At 67.7% G+C, this 17,816-nt stretch carries 17 protein-coding genes; 4 read left to right on the top strand and 13 right to left on the bottom strand.

Annotation, left to right across the window (positions count from 1 at the left end; translation table 11 throughout):
• On the top strand, positions 1-518 hold a 518-nt coding region (locus tag KBW95_RS17560), incomplete at its 5' end, for an HlyD family secretion protein (RefSeq protein ID WP_211528889.1).
• A gap of 9 nt (positions 519-527) precedes the next feature.
• The gene (locus KBW95_RS17555) at positions 528-1,964 is read left to right on the top strand and encodes an MFS transporter (protein ID WP_211528888.1); all 1,437 of its coding nucleotides are present in this window, start codon (positions 528-530) and stop codon (positions 1,962-1,964) included.
• A 21-nt stretch (positions 1,965-1,985) separates the two neighbouring features.
• Here the strand turns inward: KBW95_RS17555 and KBW95_RS17550 are convergent, their stop codons facing one another.
• The 12 genes from KBW95_RS17550 to purU all read right to left on the bottom strand — a co-directional run bounded on the left by KBW95_RS17550 (position 1,986) and on the right by purU (position 13,690).
• Positions 1,986-2,939 carry an IS1595 family transposase gene (locus tag KBW95_RS17550; RefSeq protein WP_211528887.1) on the bottom strand — a complete coding sequence of 318 codons (954 nt, stop codon included), beginning with the start codon at positions 2,937-2,939 and terminating at the stop codon, positions 1,986-1,988.
• A 133-nt stretch (positions 2,940-3,072) separates the two neighbouring features.
• Complete coding sequence (locus KBW95_RS17545; protein WP_211526726.1) at positions 3,073-4,578, bottom strand: tripartite tricarboxylate transporter permease; 1,506 nt, start codon at positions 4,576-4,578, stop codon at positions 3,073-3,075.
• 16 nt (positions 4,579-4,594) lie between these two features.
• Entirely contained in the window at positions 4,595-5,056 is a 462-nt protein-coding gene (locus KBW95_RS17540; protein ID WP_211526725.1) for a tripartite tricarboxylate transporter TctB family protein, read from the bottom strand.
• A gap of 98 nt (positions 5,057-5,154) precedes the next feature.
• Positions 5,155-6,129: a tripartite tricarboxylate transporter substrate binding protein BugD gene (locus KBW95_RS17535; protein WP_211526724.1), complete on the bottom strand. Its 975-nt coding sequence runs from the start codon at positions 6,127-6,129 to the stop codon at positions 5,155-5,157.
• A 171-nt stretch (positions 6,130-6,300) separates the two neighbouring features.
• Entirely contained in the window at positions 6,301-8,607 is a 2,307-nt protein-coding gene (locus tag KBW95_RS17530) for a xanthine dehydrogenase family protein molybdopterin-binding subunit (RefSeq protein WP_211528886.1), read from the bottom strand.
• Positions 8,604-9,626, bottom strand: a complete 1,023-nt coding sequence (locus tag KBW95_RS17525) for a xanthine dehydrogenase family protein subunit M (protein WP_211528885.1) — start codon at positions 9,624-9,626, stop codon at positions 8,604-8,606. The genes KBW95_RS17530 and KBW95_RS17525 overlap by 4 nt, the downstream gene beginning before the upstream one ends.
• Positions 9,623-10,117 (bottom strand): (2Fe-2S)-binding protein, encoded by a 495-nt coding sequence (locus KBW95_RS17520; protein ID WP_211528884.1) that lies wholly within the window; start codon positions 10,115-10,117, stop codon positions 9,623-9,625. Before KBW95_RS17520 ends, KBW95_RS17525 begins: the two co-directional genes overlap by 4 nt.
• A gap of 172 nt (positions 10,118-10,289) precedes the next feature.
• Positions 10,290-11,177 (bottom strand): PEP-CTERM sorting domain-containing protein, encoded by an 888-nt coding sequence (locus KBW95_RS17515; protein ID WP_211526720.1) that lies wholly within the window; start codon positions 11,175-11,177, stop codon positions 10,290-10,292.
• 28 nt (positions 11,178-11,205) lie between these two features.
• Positions 11,206-11,478, bottom strand: coding sequence for a hypothetical protein (locus KBW95_RS17510; protein WP_211526719.1), 273 nt, complete (start codon positions 11,476-11,478; stop codon positions 11,206-11,208).
• A 9-nt stretch (positions 11,479-11,487) separates the two neighbouring features.
• Positions 11,488-12,276 carry a DUF2145 domain-containing protein gene (locus KBW95_RS17505; protein ID WP_211526718.1) on the bottom strand — a complete coding sequence of 263 codons (789 nt, stop codon included), beginning with the start codon at positions 12,274-12,276 and terminating at the stop codon, positions 11,488-11,490.
• A gap of 1 nt (position 12,277) precedes the next feature.
• A complete protein-coding gene (locus KBW95_RS17500; protein ID WP_211526717.1) occupies positions 12,278-12,676 on the bottom strand; it encodes a hypothetical protein in 399 nt (132 codons plus the stop codon).
• Positions 12,677-12,796: 120 nt separating this feature from the next.
• Positions 12,797-13,690 (bottom strand): formyltetrahydrofolate deformylase, encoded by an 894-nt coding sequence (purU, locus tag KBW95_RS17495; protein ID WP_373888818.1) that lies wholly within the window; start codon positions 13,688-13,690, stop codon positions 12,797-12,799.
• Positions 13,691-13,946: 256 nt separating this feature from the next.
• Here purU and KBW95_RS17490 point away from each other — a divergent pair, with 256 nt between their 5' ends.
• A complete protein-coding gene (locus KBW95_RS17490) occupies positions 13,947-14,450 on the top strand; it encodes a GNAT family N-acetyltransferase (protein WP_211526715.1) in 504 nt (167 codons plus the stop codon).
• A gap of 146 nt (positions 14,451-14,596) precedes the next feature.
• The gene (locus KBW95_RS17485; protein WP_211528883.1) at positions 14,597-15,223 is read left to right on the top strand and encodes a PEP-CTERM sorting domain-containing protein; all 627 of its coding nucleotides are present in this window, start codon (positions 14,597-14,599) and stop codon (positions 15,221-15,223) included.
• A gap of 81 nt (positions 15,224-15,304) precedes the next feature.
• On the opposite strand, the gene KBW95_RS17480 is transcribed toward KBW95_RS17485, so the two are convergent.
• Positions 15,305-17,782: a TonB-dependent siderophore receptor gene (locus tag KBW95_RS17480; RefSeq protein WP_211528882.1), complete on the bottom strand. Its 2,478-nt coding sequence runs from the start codon at positions 17,780-17,782 to the stop codon at positions 15,305-15,307.
• Positions 17,783-17,816: the final 34 nt, after the last annotated feature.

Below are 17,816 nucleotides of genomic sequence, written 5' to 3'. Positions count from 1 at the left end.
GCGGGATCGTCGCGCGCCGCAATGTCCAGCTGGGCCAGCGCGTGGCGCCCGGCGCGCCGCTGATGGCGATCGTGCCGCTGGACCAGATGTGGGTCACGGCCAACCTCAAGGAAACCCAGTTGCGCGACGTGCGCATCGGGCAGCCGGTCAAGGTGACCGCGGACGTGTACGGCGACGCGGTGGTCTTCCACGGCACGGTGGCGGGCCAGGAAGCCGGCACCGGCAGCGCCTTCGCGGCCGTCCCGGCCCAGAACGCGACCGGCAACTGGATCAAGGTAGTCCAGCGGGTGCCGGTGCGCGTCGCCCTCGACCCGGCCGAACTGGCTGCCCACCCGCTGCGCCTGGGGCTGTCGATGAAGGTGGAGATCGACACCAGCCGCCGCGACGGCCCCGCGCTGATGCAGGCCGGCGCGCAGCGCCAGCGCTACGAGACGGTGGTGTACGCCACCGAGGACCAGGGCGCGGAGGCCGCGGTCGAGCGCGCGCTGGGACGTGCAAGCGGCGTCGCGCAGCGCTAGGAGCCCGCCATGAACTTCCCGGCCATCCCGCGCCCGGCCCTGCTGGCCGCGATCTTCGCCCTCAACTTCATCGAATTCCTGCAGACCGGGATGCTGGTGTTTGCCGCGGCGCCCAGCATGGGCCACATCGGGGCCTCGCCGGAGGAGTACGCGGCGCTCAGCGCCCTGTACGCCGCCGTGGCAGTGCTGGCGATCTCGCAGGTGACGGTGCTGGTCCAGCGCCTGGGCTGGCGCAGCTACCTGCTGGCGTCGCTGCTGTGCTTCCTGCTCGGCGCCTGGCTGAGCGCGGGCGCGGACCGGGTGCCGGTCTTCGCCCTCGGGCGCATCCTGATGGCCGCCGGCGGCGCAGCGTTCATGACGGTCTCGCGCATGCTGGTCAACCTGATCCCGCCGTCGCCCCAGCGCCTGCAGGGCATCGCCGCTTTCGGCAGCGCGCTCGCGCTCGGGATCGCCCTCGGTCCCTGGGCGGCGGCCGAACTGGTCGGGCGCGAAGCCTGGGGCGGCATGTTCCTGGTCCTGGCCCTCGTGGCGCTGGGCGCCGCCGCGCTGGCGGCGCGCTGGCTGCCGGCCGGGGCCGATACCCTCGATGGCAGTCCCACGCGCCTGCATACGCTGGATGCGGCCCTGCTCGCCGGCGGCGCCGGCCTGGCCCTGTTCGGCGCCCAGCGCCTGGCCTACGACTGGCATGGCGAGCGCGCCCACGCGCTGTTCCTGCTGGCGCTCGGGCTGGCCATGCTGCTGGCCTTCGGGCTGCTGCATACGCGCCGGCGCGCGCCTTTCCTGCACCTGGAGGTGCTGGGCAGCCGGCGCTACCGGGCAGGGCTGGCGATCTTCAGCCTGTGTTACCTGGTGCTGGGCGCGGTCAGCACCGCGCTGCCGCAACTGGTCCAGCGCGCGCTCGGCGTCGGCTTCGAGGCGGCGGGGCGGCTGCAGTCGGCCGGCATGGCGGTCAGCTTCCTCGCCTTCTGGGCCGTGCTGGCGACGGTGCGCGTGCGGCCGCATGCGACCAAGTTCTACGTCGTGGCATTCCTGATGCTGGCGCTGCTGGGCTGGCACTTCTCGCATCTCGATCCGCGTGGCCATGCCTGGGATGGGGTGACCTGGTGGATTGGCCTGTTCGGCGGCTTCCTGGTGGTGGCCATGGCCGCGACGGCGGTGCACGGCTTCAAGGACTTCCAGGCGAACAACGTGGTGTTCTCGCACGCCCAGCAGCTCAAGAACATGCTGAGCCAGCCCGCGCTGGCGCTGGGCGTGGGCGCGACCAATGAGCTGCTGCAGGAACGCGGCGCGCTGCACGGCGCCCGGCTGGCGGAAGCGGCCCTGGACCCGGCGGCGCCGGTGACGCAGCAGGCAGCGCTGCTGGCCGGCATGGACGTATTCTGGGTGCTGATGTGGGTGGGACTGGCGGGAGCGGCGCTGCTGCTGCGGCAGCGCGCTTTCGACTAGGCGAAAAAGGCGCTGTCCTCGTTAAGTGTGGAAGAGGCCCATCGCCGCTCGCAGAAAGCGGTCCGGCGAAGCGATGCGCGCACCGTCCAGCGCCCATTGCCAGCCCAGGTAATTCGGCAGGTAACGTGAGGCGACGCCGTTAAAGCGCGCCAGCCATTGTCGGAAGCGGCGGTGGTAGGCGTTGACGTTCTGTACATGGACGGCGCCACGCACGCGCTCGCCGGCGCGCAGGTTGACGCATTCGTGGGAGATACCTGCTTCGCGCGCGAAGGCCCGGTAGGCCGCATGCGCATCGGTGACCAGGAGCACGTCCAGATCTAGCACGGGCAGCAAGTGCCGGTGCAGCTGAGGTGTCGTGACCGCGCCGCGTCCCGTGACGGAATCGTGTGTTTGCCCGGTGCGGTCGCGGGCGACCAGGATGCACACATGCTCGCGCGAGATGCCGCGTTTGGAAGCCACTCCACCCCGCCGGCGTGCCGGCCGATCCAACTGGCGCGAGCCCTTTTGCGATTCCAGCAAAAAGAGTTCATCAGCCTCGGCAATGCCGTTCAGGTGCTGCGGCCTGTCGTGCTTGGCAAGTTCCAGGAAGCGGTGGCGCCAGCGAAAGCTGGTATTGCGGTGCACCTCGACCGCCTCGGCGGCCGCGCGTACGCTCTTGGCGTCGAGCATCTTATCCAGATAGTCGAGCCACTTGCCGCGATGGCGCAGGCGAGACAGCGGTGTGCCGCTCAGGGCCGTGAAGGTCTTGCAGCAGGCGCGGCAGCGATAGCGCTGCAGGCCGCGGAGCTGGCCATGCCGATAAGGGCGCTCGGCCTCGCACGCCGGACAGCAGGGCGCCGGCCGGTTCACTTCGATTGCTTCGCGGAGGCGATCCAGGCCAAGCGCCGGCCCGAGCGCCTCCATGAGCTTGCCGCGCTGCCCCTTGGTCAGCAGCGGCAGTTGCCGCATCCACGTCGCGAAGCGCTTGCCGTCCATTGCCGTCTCCAGTGTCCAGGTCGATCAATGACACTTGGACCAGCAGGAAACCCGGCAGTTCAATTTCTACATTTAACGGTGACAGCGCCGAAAAAAAAGCCCGCACCTGGCGGTGCGGGCTTCGGAGAAGCGATTACTCTTCTTCGTGGAAGGCTTCCTCGCGCTTCTTGCGCAGCGAAGGCAGCAGGACCACGGACATCGCGATCGCGGCCAGGACCAGCATGGTGGCGCTGATCGGACGCTCCACGAACACCATCGGATCGCCGCGCGAGAGCAGCAGGGCGCGGCGCAGGTATTCCTCCATCATCGGTCCGATGATGAAGCCGAGCAGCATCGGCGCCGGCTCGGCGCCCAGCTTGGAACAGAAGTAGCCGAGCAGGCCGAACACCGCCATCAGGCCGACGTCGAATTCGCTGTTGTTCAGGCTGAACACGCCGATCGCGCAGAACATCAGGATCGCCGGGTACAGGAAGTGGTAAGGCACCATGATCATGCGCACCCACAGGCCGATCATCGGCAGGTTCAGCACGACCAGGAACAGGTTGCCGATCCACATCGAGACGATCAGGCCCCAGAACAGGGCCGGCTGCTCGGTCATCACGGCCGGACCCGGCTGAATGCCCTGGATGATCATCGCGCCGATCATCAGCGCCATCACCGGGTTCGACGGGATGCCGAGGGTCAGCATCGGGATGAAGGACGTCTGGGCGCCGGCGTTGTTGGCCGCTTCCGGGGCGGCCACGCCTTCGATCGCGCCCTTGCCGAAGTTGCGGGCATTCGGCGAGACCTTCTTCTCGATCGAGTAGGAGGCGAATGAGGCCAGCATGGCGCCGCCGCCCGGCAGGATGCCCAGCAGCGAACCGAGGCCGGTGGCGCGCAGGACCGGGCCGACGATGCGCTTGAGGTCTTCCTTGTCCAGCATCAGGCCCTTGACCTTCTTCATGACCAGGTTGCGGGTCTCGTCGTGCTCGAGGTTGCGCACGATTTCGCCGATGCCGAACATGCCCATCGCGACGATCACGAAGTTGATGCCGTCGGCCAGCTGCGGCAGGTCGAAGGTGTAGCGTGCGGCGCCGGAGTTGACGTCGGTGCCGACCATGCCCAGCACCAGGCCGAGCACCACCATGCCGATCGCATTCAGCAGCGAACCGCTGGCCAGCACCACCGAGGCCACCAGGCCCAGCGCCATCAGCGAGAAGTATTCAGCGGGCCCGAACTTGAGCGCCAGGTCGGCCAGCGGCGGGGCGGCCAGGGCCAGCAGGATGGTGGCCACGGTGCCGGCGAAGAAGGAGGCGATGGCGGCGGTGGCCAGGGCCTTGCCGGCATTGCCGTTGCGGGCCATCTGGTAGCCGTCGATGGCGGTCACCACCGAGGACGATTCGCCCGGCAGGTTGACCAGGATCGCGGTGGTCGAGCCGCCGTACTGGGCGCCGTAATAAATACCGGCGAGCATGATCAGGGCCGAGATCGGCGGCAGGCCGAAGGTCGCCGGCAGCAGCATGGCGATGGTCGCCACCGGGCCGAGGCCGGGCAGCACGCCCACCGCGGTGCCGACGAACACGCCGATCAGGCAATACAGCAGGTTGGTGAGGGTGAAGGCCGTTTCCAGGCCCAGACCGAGATTGCTGAGGATTTCCATGTTGTTCTTCTTTTAGTTAAGCACCGAACCAGGCGCCCAGGATAGGCATCGGCAGGCCAAGGAGTTTGACGAACAGGAGCACGGCGAACACCGCCAGGCCGATGGCCAGGGCGACGGTCTTGCCGAGGTGGAACTTGGGGCTGGCGAAGGCGCTGACCATGATCAGGACGATGGCCGCGGGCACCAGGCCGGCATTGCGCACCAGGTAGCCGAACAGCAGCACGGCGGCCAGGATCAGCACCAGCTCCTTGACGTGGATGCGGCCGATGGGTTCGCCCTGGCGGATGAAGGAACGGATCACGCCGATGGCGCCGATCAGGGCCAGCAGGCCGCCGAGCACGACCGGGAAGTAGGCCGGACCCATGCGGCCGGCGGTGCCCATGCCATAGTCCTGGCCGATGACGACGGCGCTCAGGCCGAAGAAGATGAAGATGATGCCGATCCAGAAGTCCTTCGGATGGCGGATGAAGGCAGGCACGTGGGGTCCCCTTTTTTGCTTATGAAAATGCTATTGTAACGGGCGAATCCCGGGCCGGCTTGCTGGCCGGTCCGGGATTGATTACTCAGGAAGCGCGTTTAGTCAGCGTAGGCGCCGGCCTTATGGATGATCGGCGCCCAGCGCGCGATTTCCGACTTCAGGTGGCTGCGCAGGGCTTCCGGACGGGCGCGCTCGTCGGACACCGGCTCGGTGCCGAGGTCGGCGAAGCGCTGCTTGACGACCGGATCCTTGAGCGCGGCGCGCAGGGCGTTCGACAGGGTGTCGACCACCGCTTTCGGCGTGCCCTTCGGCGCGTACAGGCCGTGCCACACGGCCACCTCGAAGTTCGGCAGGCCGGCGCTGGACATGGTCGGCACGCCCGGCAGGGCGGCCAGCGGGGCCTTGGTGGTCACGCCGTAGGCCTTGATCTTGCCGCTCTTGATCTGGCTGGTGGTGTTGGTGGTCTGGTCGCACATCAGGTCCACCTGGCCGCCCAGCAGGTCGTTCATGGCCGGGCCGGTGCCCTTGTAGGCGACGGTGGTCAGGTCGACGCCGATGGCGGTCTGGAGCAGCATGCCGCACAGGTGCGAGGCGGCGCCCAGGCCGGCGTGGGCGTAGGTGACCTTGTCCTTGTTGGCCTTCACGTAGGCCAGCAGTTCCTTGAAGTCCTTGGCCGGGAAGTCCTTGCGCGCCACCAGGGTCATGGGCACGTCGGTGACCAGGCCGATCGGCTCGAAGTCGGTCTCGGCGTTGTAGCTCAGCTTGCGGTACAGGGCCGGTGCGGTCGAGTGGCCGATGTGGTGGAGGAACAGGGTGTAGCCGTCCGGGGCGGCCTTGGAGGCGCGCGCGGCGCCGATGGTGCCGCCGGCGCCGCCGACGTTCTCGATGATGATCTGCTGCTTCAGGGTGTTGCCCATCGACTGGGCCACCAGGCGCGCGACCGTGTCGGTCGGGCCGCCGGCCGCGAACGGCACGATCATGGTGATGGTCTTGGTCGGGTAGTTCTGGGCCTGGGCCATGCCGGCGCTGAACAGGGCCATGCACGCGACGGTGCACATCGTCTTGAATTTCATGGTGTCGTCCTCTGGTCTCGTATTGTTTATTTTGCAGCGCGTAGGTACGCAGGAAGGTTGTACCAGAGTGTATATGCTTATGCAACTAGGGGAAAATACGGATGGCGCGGGACGCCACAACACGCATTGCCGATGAGGAAACCCGTGGGCGCGCGGCCCACGGGCCTGGGCTCAAGGCTGCGCCGGGAGCGCCCGCTCACCCAGCAGCAGCTTGTCCGGCGTGATCGGGGTGGTGCGCAGGCGCTTGCCGGTGGCGTGGAAGAGGGCGTTGGAGACCGCCGCGGCCACCCCGACGATGCCGATCTCGCCCACGCCCTTGGCGCCCAGCCGCTTGCTGACCACCCGGTCGTCTTCTTCGGCGAACAGGACCCCGATGTCGTGGATGTCGGCGTTCACGGCCACGTGGTACTCGGCGTAGTTGTGGTTCATGAAGCGTCCGAAGCGGTGGTCGGTATGGGATTCCTCGTGCAGCGCCTGGCTGATGCCCCACACCACGCCGCCCTTGACCTGGCTGGCCGCGGTCTTGGCGCTGATGATGCGCCCGGCCGCCACCGCGCTGACCACGCGCGTGACGCGCACCATGCCGAGCGCCTCGTTGACCCGCACTTCGCAGAACACCGCCGAATGCACGGCGCGGGTGTACTTGCGCTGCTTGAGCATCTGCGGGGTCATGAGGAATTTTTCCTCGACCCGGTCGAGCTGCGAAGCGGCCAGCAGCTCGGTGAGCGGCAGGCGCTGCCCGGGCTGCTTGCGCAGGCTGAGCGCGCCGTCGGCGAATTCGACGTCGCGCATGCGCGCCTTGGCGAAGGGCGACTCAGGCAGGGCCTGGGCCAGGCGCAGCAGGCGTTTCTTGAGCTTGTCGCAGGCGCCGGCGACACCCGAGCCGATCGTGGTCACGTGCGAGGATCCGCCTTCCACCGGCGCCGGCGGCAGGTTCGAGTCGCCCAGCTGGAAGATCACGTGTTCGAGCGGCATGCCCATGGCCTCGGCCGCGATCATGGCCATCACGGTGTAGGTCCCGGTGCCGATGTCCGAGGCGGCGCTCGACACCACCAGGCGGCCGTCGGCGCGCAGCTCGGCCGAGACGCGGGCCACCATCACCAGCGAGTCCCAGACACCGGTGGCCATGCCCCAGCCGACCAGTTCATCGCCCTCGCGCATGGTGCGCGGCTCCTGGGGCCTGGATTCCCAGCCGAAGCGCTCGGCGCCCATCCGGTAGCATTCGCGCAGGGCCTTGGTGGAAAAGGGCTTGTCCTCGATCGGCGCGACGTCGGCGTAGTTCTTCAGGCGCAGCGCGAGCGGGTCCATCTTCAGCGCGTAGGCCAGTTCGTCCATCGCCACCTCGAGCGCGTGCACGCCATGGGCGGCGCCGGGCGCGCGCATGTCGATCGGCGAGTGGCGGTCGTGGGCCACCAGCTTGTAGCCCAGGTCGATGTTGTCGCAGGCATAGAGCTGGCCCGACCAGTTCACCACCACCTCGACATAGTCTTCAAGGCGCGAGGTTTCCTGGATCGCCTCGTGCATGATGGCCTGCAGGCGGCCGTCCAGGTCGGCGGCCAGGCGCACCCGGTGCCAGGTTTCGGGGCGGTGGCCGAAGCTGAACATCTGCTGGCGCGTCAGCACGACCCGCACCGAGCGCTTGAGCTTGAGCGCCGCCATCACGGCCAGCGGCAGCTGGTATTGCGGGCGCAGGCCGGAGCCGAAGGCGCCGCCCACGTAGGGATTGCGTACCGTGACCTTGTTCTTCGACAGGCCGAACACGCGCGACACGTACCAGCGGCAGTTCTGCGAGCCCTGGGTCTTGTCGTAGATGGTCAGGTGGCCGTCCTCGCTGCGGATGACGGTGGAAGCGTGCATCTCCATCGGATTGTGGTGCTCCACGCCGTTGTAGTACTGGGCATCGACCTTGACCGGGGCCGCGTCGAAGGCTTTGGCGGCGTCGCCCTTGGAGGAGGGCGGGGTGAAGCCGGCTTTCATGGGACGCGGCTCGTAGGCCTGGTCGAGCGAGGCCAGCAGGTCGGTCTGGTGCTCCTCGCTCTCGTAGGTGACGCGCACCAGTGCGGCCGCATGACGCGCCGCCTCGAAGCTCGCGGCCACCACCAGGGCCACCGGCTGGCCGCTGTAGAAGATGCGGTCGCTGTACAAGGGACGGAAAGGCGAGCCGCCGGGCGCGGTCATGTCCTTGTAGGCCAGGTCGGCGTCGCGCATCCTGGGCCGGTTCTCGTGGGTCAGGATGGCGATCACGCCGTGTGCGGTGAGGGCGTCGACCAGGTCGATGCGCACGATGCGGCCGCGCGCGATGGTGCTGTTCACGGCCACGCCGTAGCACAGGCCGGGCGCCTCGTGCTCGGCGGCGTAGCGCGCCTCGCCGGTGACCTTGGCGCGGCCGTCCACGCGCGATACCGCCATGCCGGCGCGCACCCGGCCGGTGCCCTCGGGGGCGCTCGGGGTGCGCAGTTCTGGGATCAGATCGGTCATGCTTGTCCTCCGGGTTCCTTGCCGTCCCGGTCCGCCGTGCCGCGCGCGGCCCTGCCCAGGGCCTGGACGATGGCGTTGCGCGCCAGCGGGATCTTGAAATCGTTCTCGCCGTAGCCGCGGGCGCCGCGCAGGATGATGTCGGCGGCGGCGCCGAAGGCTTCCTCGCCGGCTTCCTGGTCCGCCAGCGCGTGTTCCGCTTCCTCGACCCGCCAGGGCTTGTGGGCTACGCCGCCCAGGGCGATGCGGGCCGCGCGGATGCGCCGTCCCGGCGCAAGGTCGAGGGCCGCGGCCACCGATACCAGCGCGAAGGCGTAGGACAGGCGGTCGCGCACCTTGATGTAGGCCGAATGGTCCGCGAAGCGGTCGGCCTCCGGCAGGGTCAGGTGGGTGATCAGCTCGCCGGCCTCGAGGGTGTTGTCGATGTCGGGGCGATCGCCGGGCAAGCGGTGGAAATCGGCGAAGGGGATGCTGCGGGTGCCGCGCGCCGAGCGCACGTGCACGCTGGCGTCCAGTGCGCGCAGTGCCACGCACATGTCGGACGGGTGGATGGCGATGCAGTGCTCGCTGGCGCCGAGGATGGCGTGCTGGCGGTTCAGGCCGTCCCGCGCCGGGCAGCCGCTGCCGGGTTCGCGCTTGTTGCAGGGTGTGCCGACGTCGTAGAAGTAGACGCAGCGGGTGCGCTGCATCAGGTTGCCGCCGTCGGTGGCCATGTTGCGCAGCTGGGGCGAGGCGCCGGCCAGGATGGCGGCGCTGAGCAGCGGGTAGCGCGTCCGCACCAGCGGGTGGTAGGCGGTATCGGCGTTACGCGCCAGGGCGCCCAGCCGCAGGCCGCCTTCGGCGGAGGTCTCGACCTTGTCCAGGCCGAGGGCGTTGATGTCGACCAGCCGGGGCGGCGCCATGACGCCTTCCTTCATCAGGTCGATCAGGTTGGTGCCGCCCGCGACGGGACGGGCGCCGGCGGCCATGGCCGCCAGCACGCCGTCCAGGTCGCGGGCCTGGGTAAAGGCGAAGGGATTCATGCGCCCACCTTGCCGTGGTCGACCCCCAGCACCTCGCAGACCGCGTCGGCGATCTGGGGATAGGCGCCGCAGCGGCACAGGTTGCCGCTCATGAGTTCGCGCACCTCGTCGCGGGTCCTGGCCTCGCCCTCGGCGATCAGCCCGGCGGCCGAGCAGAGCTGGCCCGGCGTGCAGTAGCCGCACTGGAAGGCGTCGTGGTCGATGAAGGCTTGCTGCAGCGGGTGCAACCGGTCCCCTTCGGCCAGGCCTTCGACGGTGGTGATGTCATGGCCGTCGTGCATGACGGCGAGGGTCAGGCAGGCATTGATGCGCTTGCCGCCGGCCAGGACCGTGCAGGCGCCGCACTGGCCGTGGTCGCAGCCTTTCTTGGTGCCGGTGAGGCCGGCCCGTTCGCGCAGCAGGTCTAGCAGGGTCACCCAGGCCTGGACGTCGAAACTGCGTTCCTGGCCGTTGATGCGCAGCCGCACCGGGTAATGCTGGTGAAGTTCCATGGTCGTCCCCTCGTTGAGCGAAGGGGAACCTTACCGTGCGGGGCCTTGCTGTTCGGTTAAGCCACGCACCTAATTCCGGGACGGCGGCGCAGCATCTGCCGTTGGTGATAGTCCCAACAATGCGAAAAGGCCCCGGAGGGCCTTTTCGCGGATCGAAAGGATGAACCCTCGATTACGCCTGCTTCTGGCGGCGGCGCAGGGCGGCGCCCATGCCGACCATTGCCAGGCCCATCAGCGACAGCGCGCCCGGTTCCGGCAGCGCGTAGGCCTGGCCCGGATCGTCGATACGCGCGCCCAGGATGTTCGGGCCGCCATTGAAGTTGCGGTTGTAGTTATAGCTGTTCTTGAAGCGCAGGTCGCGGGTACCGAGGGAATTCTTGAAGAAGTCCGAGTCCAGCTGCTCGCTCCACAGGCCCATGTGGGTCATGTCGACCGAGGCGTAGGAGTCGGCGGTGCCGGTGAAGCCATTGCTGCTCGGAATGGTGCTGCCGACAATGGTGTTGACCGAGCTGTTGACGTCCATACCGGTGTCAAAGAACAGACGGCCCAGGAAGGTGCCATCGGTAAAGCCAGCGGCGCAGTCCCAGCCGCAACGAACGTTCGGCTTCAGTGGGTTCGGGTTGCTTGGGCTCAGATTCGTGTCCAGGCTGCTCTTCGAGAAGAGGTTCAGGTCGCGCCAGTACAGGTCCATGTAGCCTTTGGTAGCCGGGAACTGATTGGTCGGCGAGGCCTCGCCTTGCTCGATGCCGTAGAACATGCCGGTGATCTGCGAGCCCTTGTCCGCGCCGCCGCGGCTTGCGCCGTTCGAGAAGAACTCGTTGCCGGTCGGGTCGATCTGGTCGTGCGGGGTGTTGACGCTGCCGACGTCCAGGGTCGAGATGATGAACACGCCCCAGTTGATTTCCTTGCTGCCGGCAAAGGTGGTCGCGCCGTTGACGGCGATTTGTTCCTGGCCGGTGAACTTCAGGTAGATCGGACCCGGCGGCAGTGCGGTGGCTGGTGCTGCAGCAGCGCCGAAGCTCAGGGCCGCGCCGATAGTGGCGGCGAGAATTTTTTTCATGCTTACTCCTGGGTTGATAAAGTTGAATTCAAGCAGGAATAAGCAAGTGCCGTGCCAGCTTTCCTCCATGCATCGCTAAGGCATTGATGTGAAGCAGCTTTTTCTTAAACGCATGAAAAATGTCGGCTTGGCAAACCGACGCATATTGATAAGGTGTAAAAATTTCCGACACGAAATTATGCAAAGTGGGAGATCCCAGGCCGGGCGCTGGCTGCCGCATGACCGTGCAAAGCGTGGTGCTCCCAACAATGCCGGCGTGCATGCGCCGGCAATGACCGTGGCGCCTTGATGCCTTGAGCATGAACCGCGCTTATTCGACGACCAGCACCCGGGCCTCGCGATCGCCGGCCTGGACGAAGCGGAGGATCGCTTCGACGGTGACCGTATCGATGCGCCCGGCCATGCGCCGGTCGAAGGGATGGTCGTCGAAGGCCACGTTGGCGCGGAACATGCGTGCGCCCAGGCGCGTGGCGGCGGGAATGTCGACCGTGATGGGCGCGAAGCCGGCCTGGCGCAGCCATTGCTGCGCCTGCGCCCGGGTCGCCACCTGCTGGGGCGCGGCGGCGGCGGCCCAGGTCTCGAGCACCCACTGGTTCGAGTTCTGGTAGCGGGTCGAGAAAGCGTAGGACAGCATGTTGTAGCGCGGCTCGTGCAGGGAATGCGCCAGGGCCGTACGCTCGCCCAGGAGGCGGACCAGCGCGGCCTGGCTCGCCGGGCCCGGAATCAGGACATGGCCTTCGAAACGAAACAGGTCGGTGAGGAAGAAGTTCCCCATGCCCTCCACGTACAGGACGGAACTGTTCGCGGCGCAGTCGTTGAGTGCGTGCACGACGGTCCAGCGGCCCGCTGGATGGTCGCGCAGCGCGATGCCCATGTGCGAATAACGCAGGCCGTACTTGCCCAGGTCCTGGCCGGCGCGCGAGACCAGGGCGACGCTGGCGCCGCTGCGCTCCAGCGCGGCGACCGTGCGCCCGGCGAGTTCCAGCGAGCGCACCGCATCCTGTCCCGACAAGGCCGTTTCGCCGCAGCCCTGGCCGGCGCGGGCCGGCTGGGTGCAGGCCAGGCTCAGGGCGAGCAGGCCGGCGGCAAGGCGCCCCATGTCAATATGCCCGCGCATGGTGCAGCAAGGCCTTGCCGGCTTCGTTTGGGATGAAGGCGATGGCCTTGCCCGCCAGGACCAGCACCTGGCCGGCCGACGAGGCCAGCACCTCCAGCACGGTGCCGGCGCCGAGCGACAGGCCGCCGGCGGCCCTGGCCGACAGGCGCACGGTGGCCAGGCTGGCGTCGGCCGTGCTGCGCAGGACCACCTCGAGGGCGTCGCCGGAAGCGCGCACGCTCTCGACCACCACGCTGCCGCCGGCGGCCGTCAGCAGCACCGAGCCGCCGACGACGGTCGCGGAGAGGTCGCCAAGGGCGCGCGAGGGCTGGGAAGGATCCGGCGCCGCGTGCAGGGCGGCGCAGGGAAGGCAGAGCAGGGCGGCAAAAAGCAGGTGTTTCATGCGTGTCTCCTCGATCGGTAGGCGCATGATGGACCTGCGGGATGGCGCCGGCAAGGCGCGGGCGCCGAGGTGGCGTGCGGCGCTACGCCGGGTATCGGGCAGTGATACCGGCCCGGCGTATCAGTTGCCGCGGAAGACGACGGTCTTGTTCCCGTCGACGAATACGCGGCGCTCGATGTGGTACTTGACGGCGGCGGCCAGGGCCATGCATTCGTTGTCGCGGCCCACGCGCGCCAGGTGGGCGGGCGTGTAGGTGTGGTCGACCCGCGTCAGCACCTGCTCGATGATCGGGCCCTCGTCCAGGTCCGGCGTGGCGTAATGGGCGGTGGCGCCGATCAGCTTGACGCCGCGGTCGAAAGCCTGGTGGTAGGGCTTGGCGCCCTTGAAGCCGGGCAGGAAGGAATGGTGGATGTTGATGCAGCGCCCCGCCAGGCGGCGCGCCAGTTCGTCCGACAGGATCTGCATGTAGCGCGCCAGGATCACCAGCTCGGCGCCGGTTTCCTCGACGATCTCCAGCAGGCGGGCTTCCTGCTGGGCCTTGTTTTCCCTGGTCACGGGCAGGAAGACGTAGCGGATGCCTTCGCGCTCGACCATCGGGCGCAGGTCGAGGTGGTTCGACACCACGGCCGTGATCGACATGTTCAGTTCGCCGTTGCGGCGGCGATACAGGAGGTCGTCGATGCAGTGGTCGTACTTGGAGACCAGGATGACGGTCTTGACCGGATCGGCCGGGTCGTGGATCTTCCATTGCATCTGCAGGCGCGCGGCGACGGCGGCCGCGAATTCCTGGCGGATCTCGTCGACCGGCGGCGAACCGTCCTGCAGGCGGAAGACCAGGCGCATGAAAAAGCGTTCGGTCGAGTCGTCGTCGAACTGCTCCAGCGCGCAGATATAACAATCGCGCTCGGCCAGGAAGGTCGCCACGGCGGCCACGATGCCCGTGCCGGCCCGGCAGCTGGCGGTCAGGATGTATTCGGTCCGGGTCTGGATCCGGGTCTGGTCGGTGCTGCTCATTGCTGTCATCCTGTGGTTGGCGTACGAAGAAAATCGCGGGCGCCGCGCAAAAGACGGGGCTCCGCATGCGTTCGTCCGTAGCGCGGTTCCGACGGGATGGGCCGGCCGCTGCGGGATTCCGCCGCGCCGGATAGGCGGGGCCGGAAGACGTTGTCAGAATGGATAGCATGGCGGATGCGCCTTGCGGCGTCAAGCGTGCGCTTGGGGTGGCCACCCTGCGTGCTACCATCGGCAGTTTTGCGCTACCGAATTGCCGATGCTTTCTCCTATCCGTCCCATGCGCGAGAGCGACCTCGACGGGGTCCTGCGCGTGCAGGCTGCCTGCTATCCCGCGGCCATGCAGGAACCGGGACCTATCGTCCTTGCCCGCCTGCGCGCCGCGCCCGGCACCTGCGCGGTGGCCGTGGACAGCGATGGCGTCGCGGGCTACCTGTTCGCCTATCCCTCGGTCCTGGGCGCGGTCACCGACCTGGGCGCCCCGTTCGCACCGGCGCCGCAGCCCGACACCCTCTATCTGCACGACCTCGCGGTGGCGCCGCACGCCTTGGGGCAGGGGCTGGCGCGCGGCCTGGCCAGCCATCTGCTGGCGCTGGGGAGGGAGCAGGGCTTGCGCTGGTCGGCCCTGGTGTCGGTGCAGGACAGCGCCGCCTTCTGGGAAACCCTCGGCTACCGCGCAGCCGCGGCGGCTGCCTGTGCGCCGGGACGCGGGCTGGCTTCGTATCCCGGAGATTCCCTGTACATGCGCCGCCCGCTCGCCTAGCGGCCGCTGTCGAAAAATTTGACACCCGTGCGGATTCGCGCAAGGCGTCAAGTAAATACATGTGTTAAATCAGTGGTATAGGCGCGCAGGATGTTCCGGCGCGCTCCTTGCTTAGCCTTTGTTCCCACTTACCGTTGGAGTAATGGATGTTGCGTACATTGTCGTGCCTGCTCGCCGCTGCCCTGGTTTCCCAGCCGGCGAGCGCTGAAGTGATCTATACCTGGCGCCAGGCCTATGCCGCGCCGACCATGTTGCCCGGGCTGAATATCGAACTGGTGTTCTCGGATGCCGCCGTGGCCCGGGGCAGCCTGCAGCTCGAAGTGCATAACCGGTGCTATGAAACCTTTCCCTGCATCGATGAGCAGGACAGCCTGCTGTCGCTGCGCTACTGGTACGAGGGCGTGTGGCCGGACGGCTCCGCGGCCGTGTGGAACTATATCGATTACGAATACCGCAGCGCGCCGCGTTACTGGAGCGACTACGTCAATCTGGATATCCGCTTCCTGCCGGGAGGCCTGCTCGACGGGAGTATCCGCGCCAACGACAGCAATTCCGATTTCGTGATGGAGAGCAGCGGAGGTGTGTTCACGATGCTGGCGGCGCGCAGCGACGAGTACTTCGGCTGCGGCTATCTCAATCCGGACTGCCACGGTTCGCGTGGCTTGCTGCTCGATAGCCGCGTGGCGCAGCCGGTGTCCGAGCCCGCGCTGCCGGCCCTCGCGGCTCTTGGTGCGCTGGCGGCATGGTTCGGCCGGCGCCGCCGGCGCCCATAAAAAAGGCGGAACCGAGGTTCCGCCAAAGAGGGGTGGAGATCGCATGCGCGCCCGGCGCGAGGCCGGGCGCAAGATGCACGGTTAGAAGCGGTAGGTCAGCGACGCTTCCACCGCGCGGCCGAACAGCGGACGCGCGTTGATCGGGCCGGTGGCGTTGCCGCTGGTCAGACGCGAATTGCCTTCGGTCAGACCCAGTTCGTTGGTGAGGTTGGTGGCGCTCACGCGGAACTCGAGCTTGTCCGACAGTTCGGCCAGCACGCCCAGGTCCACGGTCTCGTAGGACGGCAGGTACTGGGTGTTGGCCTGGTCCGCCCAGCGGCTGCCGACGCGCGAGTAGGTGCCGTACACGCGCACCGCCTGGTCGCCCAGCGGGATGCGGTAGCTCGGCGAGAAGCGGAACTGGAACTTCGGCTGGCGCTGCACCGTGTTGCCCTCGATCGCCGGGTTGTCGCGGTACTCGGAATCCTGCCAGTTGCCGGTCAGCTGGAGCTGCAGGCCCGCCAGTGGACGCACCGCCAGTTCGAATTCAGCGCCCTTGCCCTTGGAGCCGCTCACCGAGTACAGCACGCCGCTGGTGGTGATCTGCTGGAAGGAGATGCCGGTGAAGTCGGTGAAGAAGGCGTTCACGTAGGCGCTGTACAGCGGGGTCGCGGTCTTGAAGCCCACTTCGAGCTGCTTGACCTTCGGGGTAGGCACGCGCGAGCGGTCGTCCAGCACGGCCTGGGTGCCGGCGTTGCGCATGTCGTCGAAGTAGATGAAGGTGTGGCCCTGGTTGGCGCGCACGAACACGCTGCTGTCCTTGCCCAGCTTGTACAGGCCGCCCACGGTGAAGGAGTTCACCGAGTCGTCGCGCGACAGGCCGGTGAAGCTGCCGTCCGGGGTCGAGGTGCCGTTGTTGTACAGCGTCAGCGGGTTGCCGTCCGTGTCCACCGAGCTCAGGTTCGAGATGGTCGCGTTCAGGCGCTGCTTCTCGCGGCGCATGCCGGCGTCGAGCTTCAGGCGGTCGGTGACGCGCCATTCGTCGGCGAGGAAGAAGGCGGTGTTGTCGCCGTCGTAGGAAGCGACCGGCGCATAGAAGATGTTGCCTTCCTTGCCCTTGTTCGAGACTACCGCGCCGTTGTCCAGGCGGACATCGATCAGGCGCGCGTTCGGGGTCGCGGTCATCAGGTGGCTGTTGCCGAGGAACCAGGTGTCCTTCGACGAGTAGTTCGCTACATAGGCGCCCGCCGTCAGGGTGTGGTTCGCGCCGATGTCGCGGCTGACGCGCAGTTCGTCGGTGAAGGAGCGCAGCTTCTTCTCGACCGCCCACAGGCCAGCCTGGACCACCTGCTGGTTCGGGTCGACCGCGCCGCCGCCGTTCGCATAGGTGATGGCGCCGGTGGTGGCCAGGCGGCCGGCCGCCGCCACTGCCGCCGCATTGCCGTTGGCCGCCGTGATGGCGCCCGCCAGGTAGTCGCCGGCGCGCAGCGGGTTGTTACCGGTGAACATGGCGACGGTGTTCAGGTCGCCGTTGAAGTAGTTCAGCTTGTTCGACACCTGCCAGCCGTTCAGGTTCTGCTGGAATTCGGCGCCGAACAGGTTGGATTTCAGGCCGCGGCCGTCGCCCAGGTCGTAGTTCAGGGTGCGGCCCGGCGCCGCTTCCACGGTGAACAGGCGCATCTCGTTGCTCATCAGGGTGCCGGTGAGCGGATCGAAGCCGGGGAACTCGGTGATGGTGCGGCCGTCATTGGCCGACATCAGCGGCACACCGGTGTAGAAGGCGTTCTTGTCGTTGGTCGAGCGCATGTACAGGTTCAGCTCGCCCTGGTCCAGCTTGCGGGTCAGGGCGGCGGACAGCTGGCCGCCGTCGTCGGCCGGGAAACCCGCCTTGCGCACGCCGTCGGTCACGCGGTAGAAGCCGCCGATCATGCCGTACCAGCCTTCGGCGATCTTGCCGCTGTAAACGCCGTCCACGCGGCGCAGGTTGCCGGTGCCGGCGGTGACGCGGATCGAGCCTTCCGGCGTGTCGGTGCCTTTCTTCATGATGAAGTTCATGGTCGCGCCCGGCTGGCCGGCGGAATAGATGGTGCTCGGGCCGCCGCGCAGCACTTCGACGCGCTCGATGGTGTCGTCCAGGCGGAAGGAGGACGAGCCTTCGAAGAAGGACAGGACCGGCACCGGGTAGATCGGGTTGCCGTTCATTTGCACCGAAACGAAGGGCGAATCGCTGCCCGAGGGGAAGCCGCGCACCTGGATGTTGGCGCCCGACTGGCCGCCGGTGGATTCGGCGTAGGCGCCCGGCACGATCTTCATGATATCGGCGGTGCTGATCGGGGCGGCCGCCTTGAGCTGTTCCTCGCTGGCGGTGGTGATGCTGAAGGCGGCGTCGATCTTGCGGGTGCCGGCCGCCGAAGCCGTGCCGGTGACGACCACCTGCTGGATTTCTTTCTGGACGGCGGAGGGAGTTGCTGGAGCGTCGGCAGATCCGGCTTCCTGGGCCATGGCCTGGCAGTGCGCGCCGAGGGCGAGCACGGCGAGGGCGATGGCGGACAGTTGCGGGAACTGGTGCGTAGTCTTCATGGTATGGGCTCTCTGTTGTTGGAATTCGTTGCCG

Source organism: Massilia sp. ZL223, from assembly GCF_018119395.1.
Taxonomy (GTDB): Bacteria; Pseudomonadota; Gammaproteobacteria; order Burkholderiales; family Burkholderiaceae_D; genus Telluria.
The sequence above is the reverse complement of the archived record's forward strand: the minus strand, read 5'-3'. Positions and strand labels throughout refer to the sequence as shown.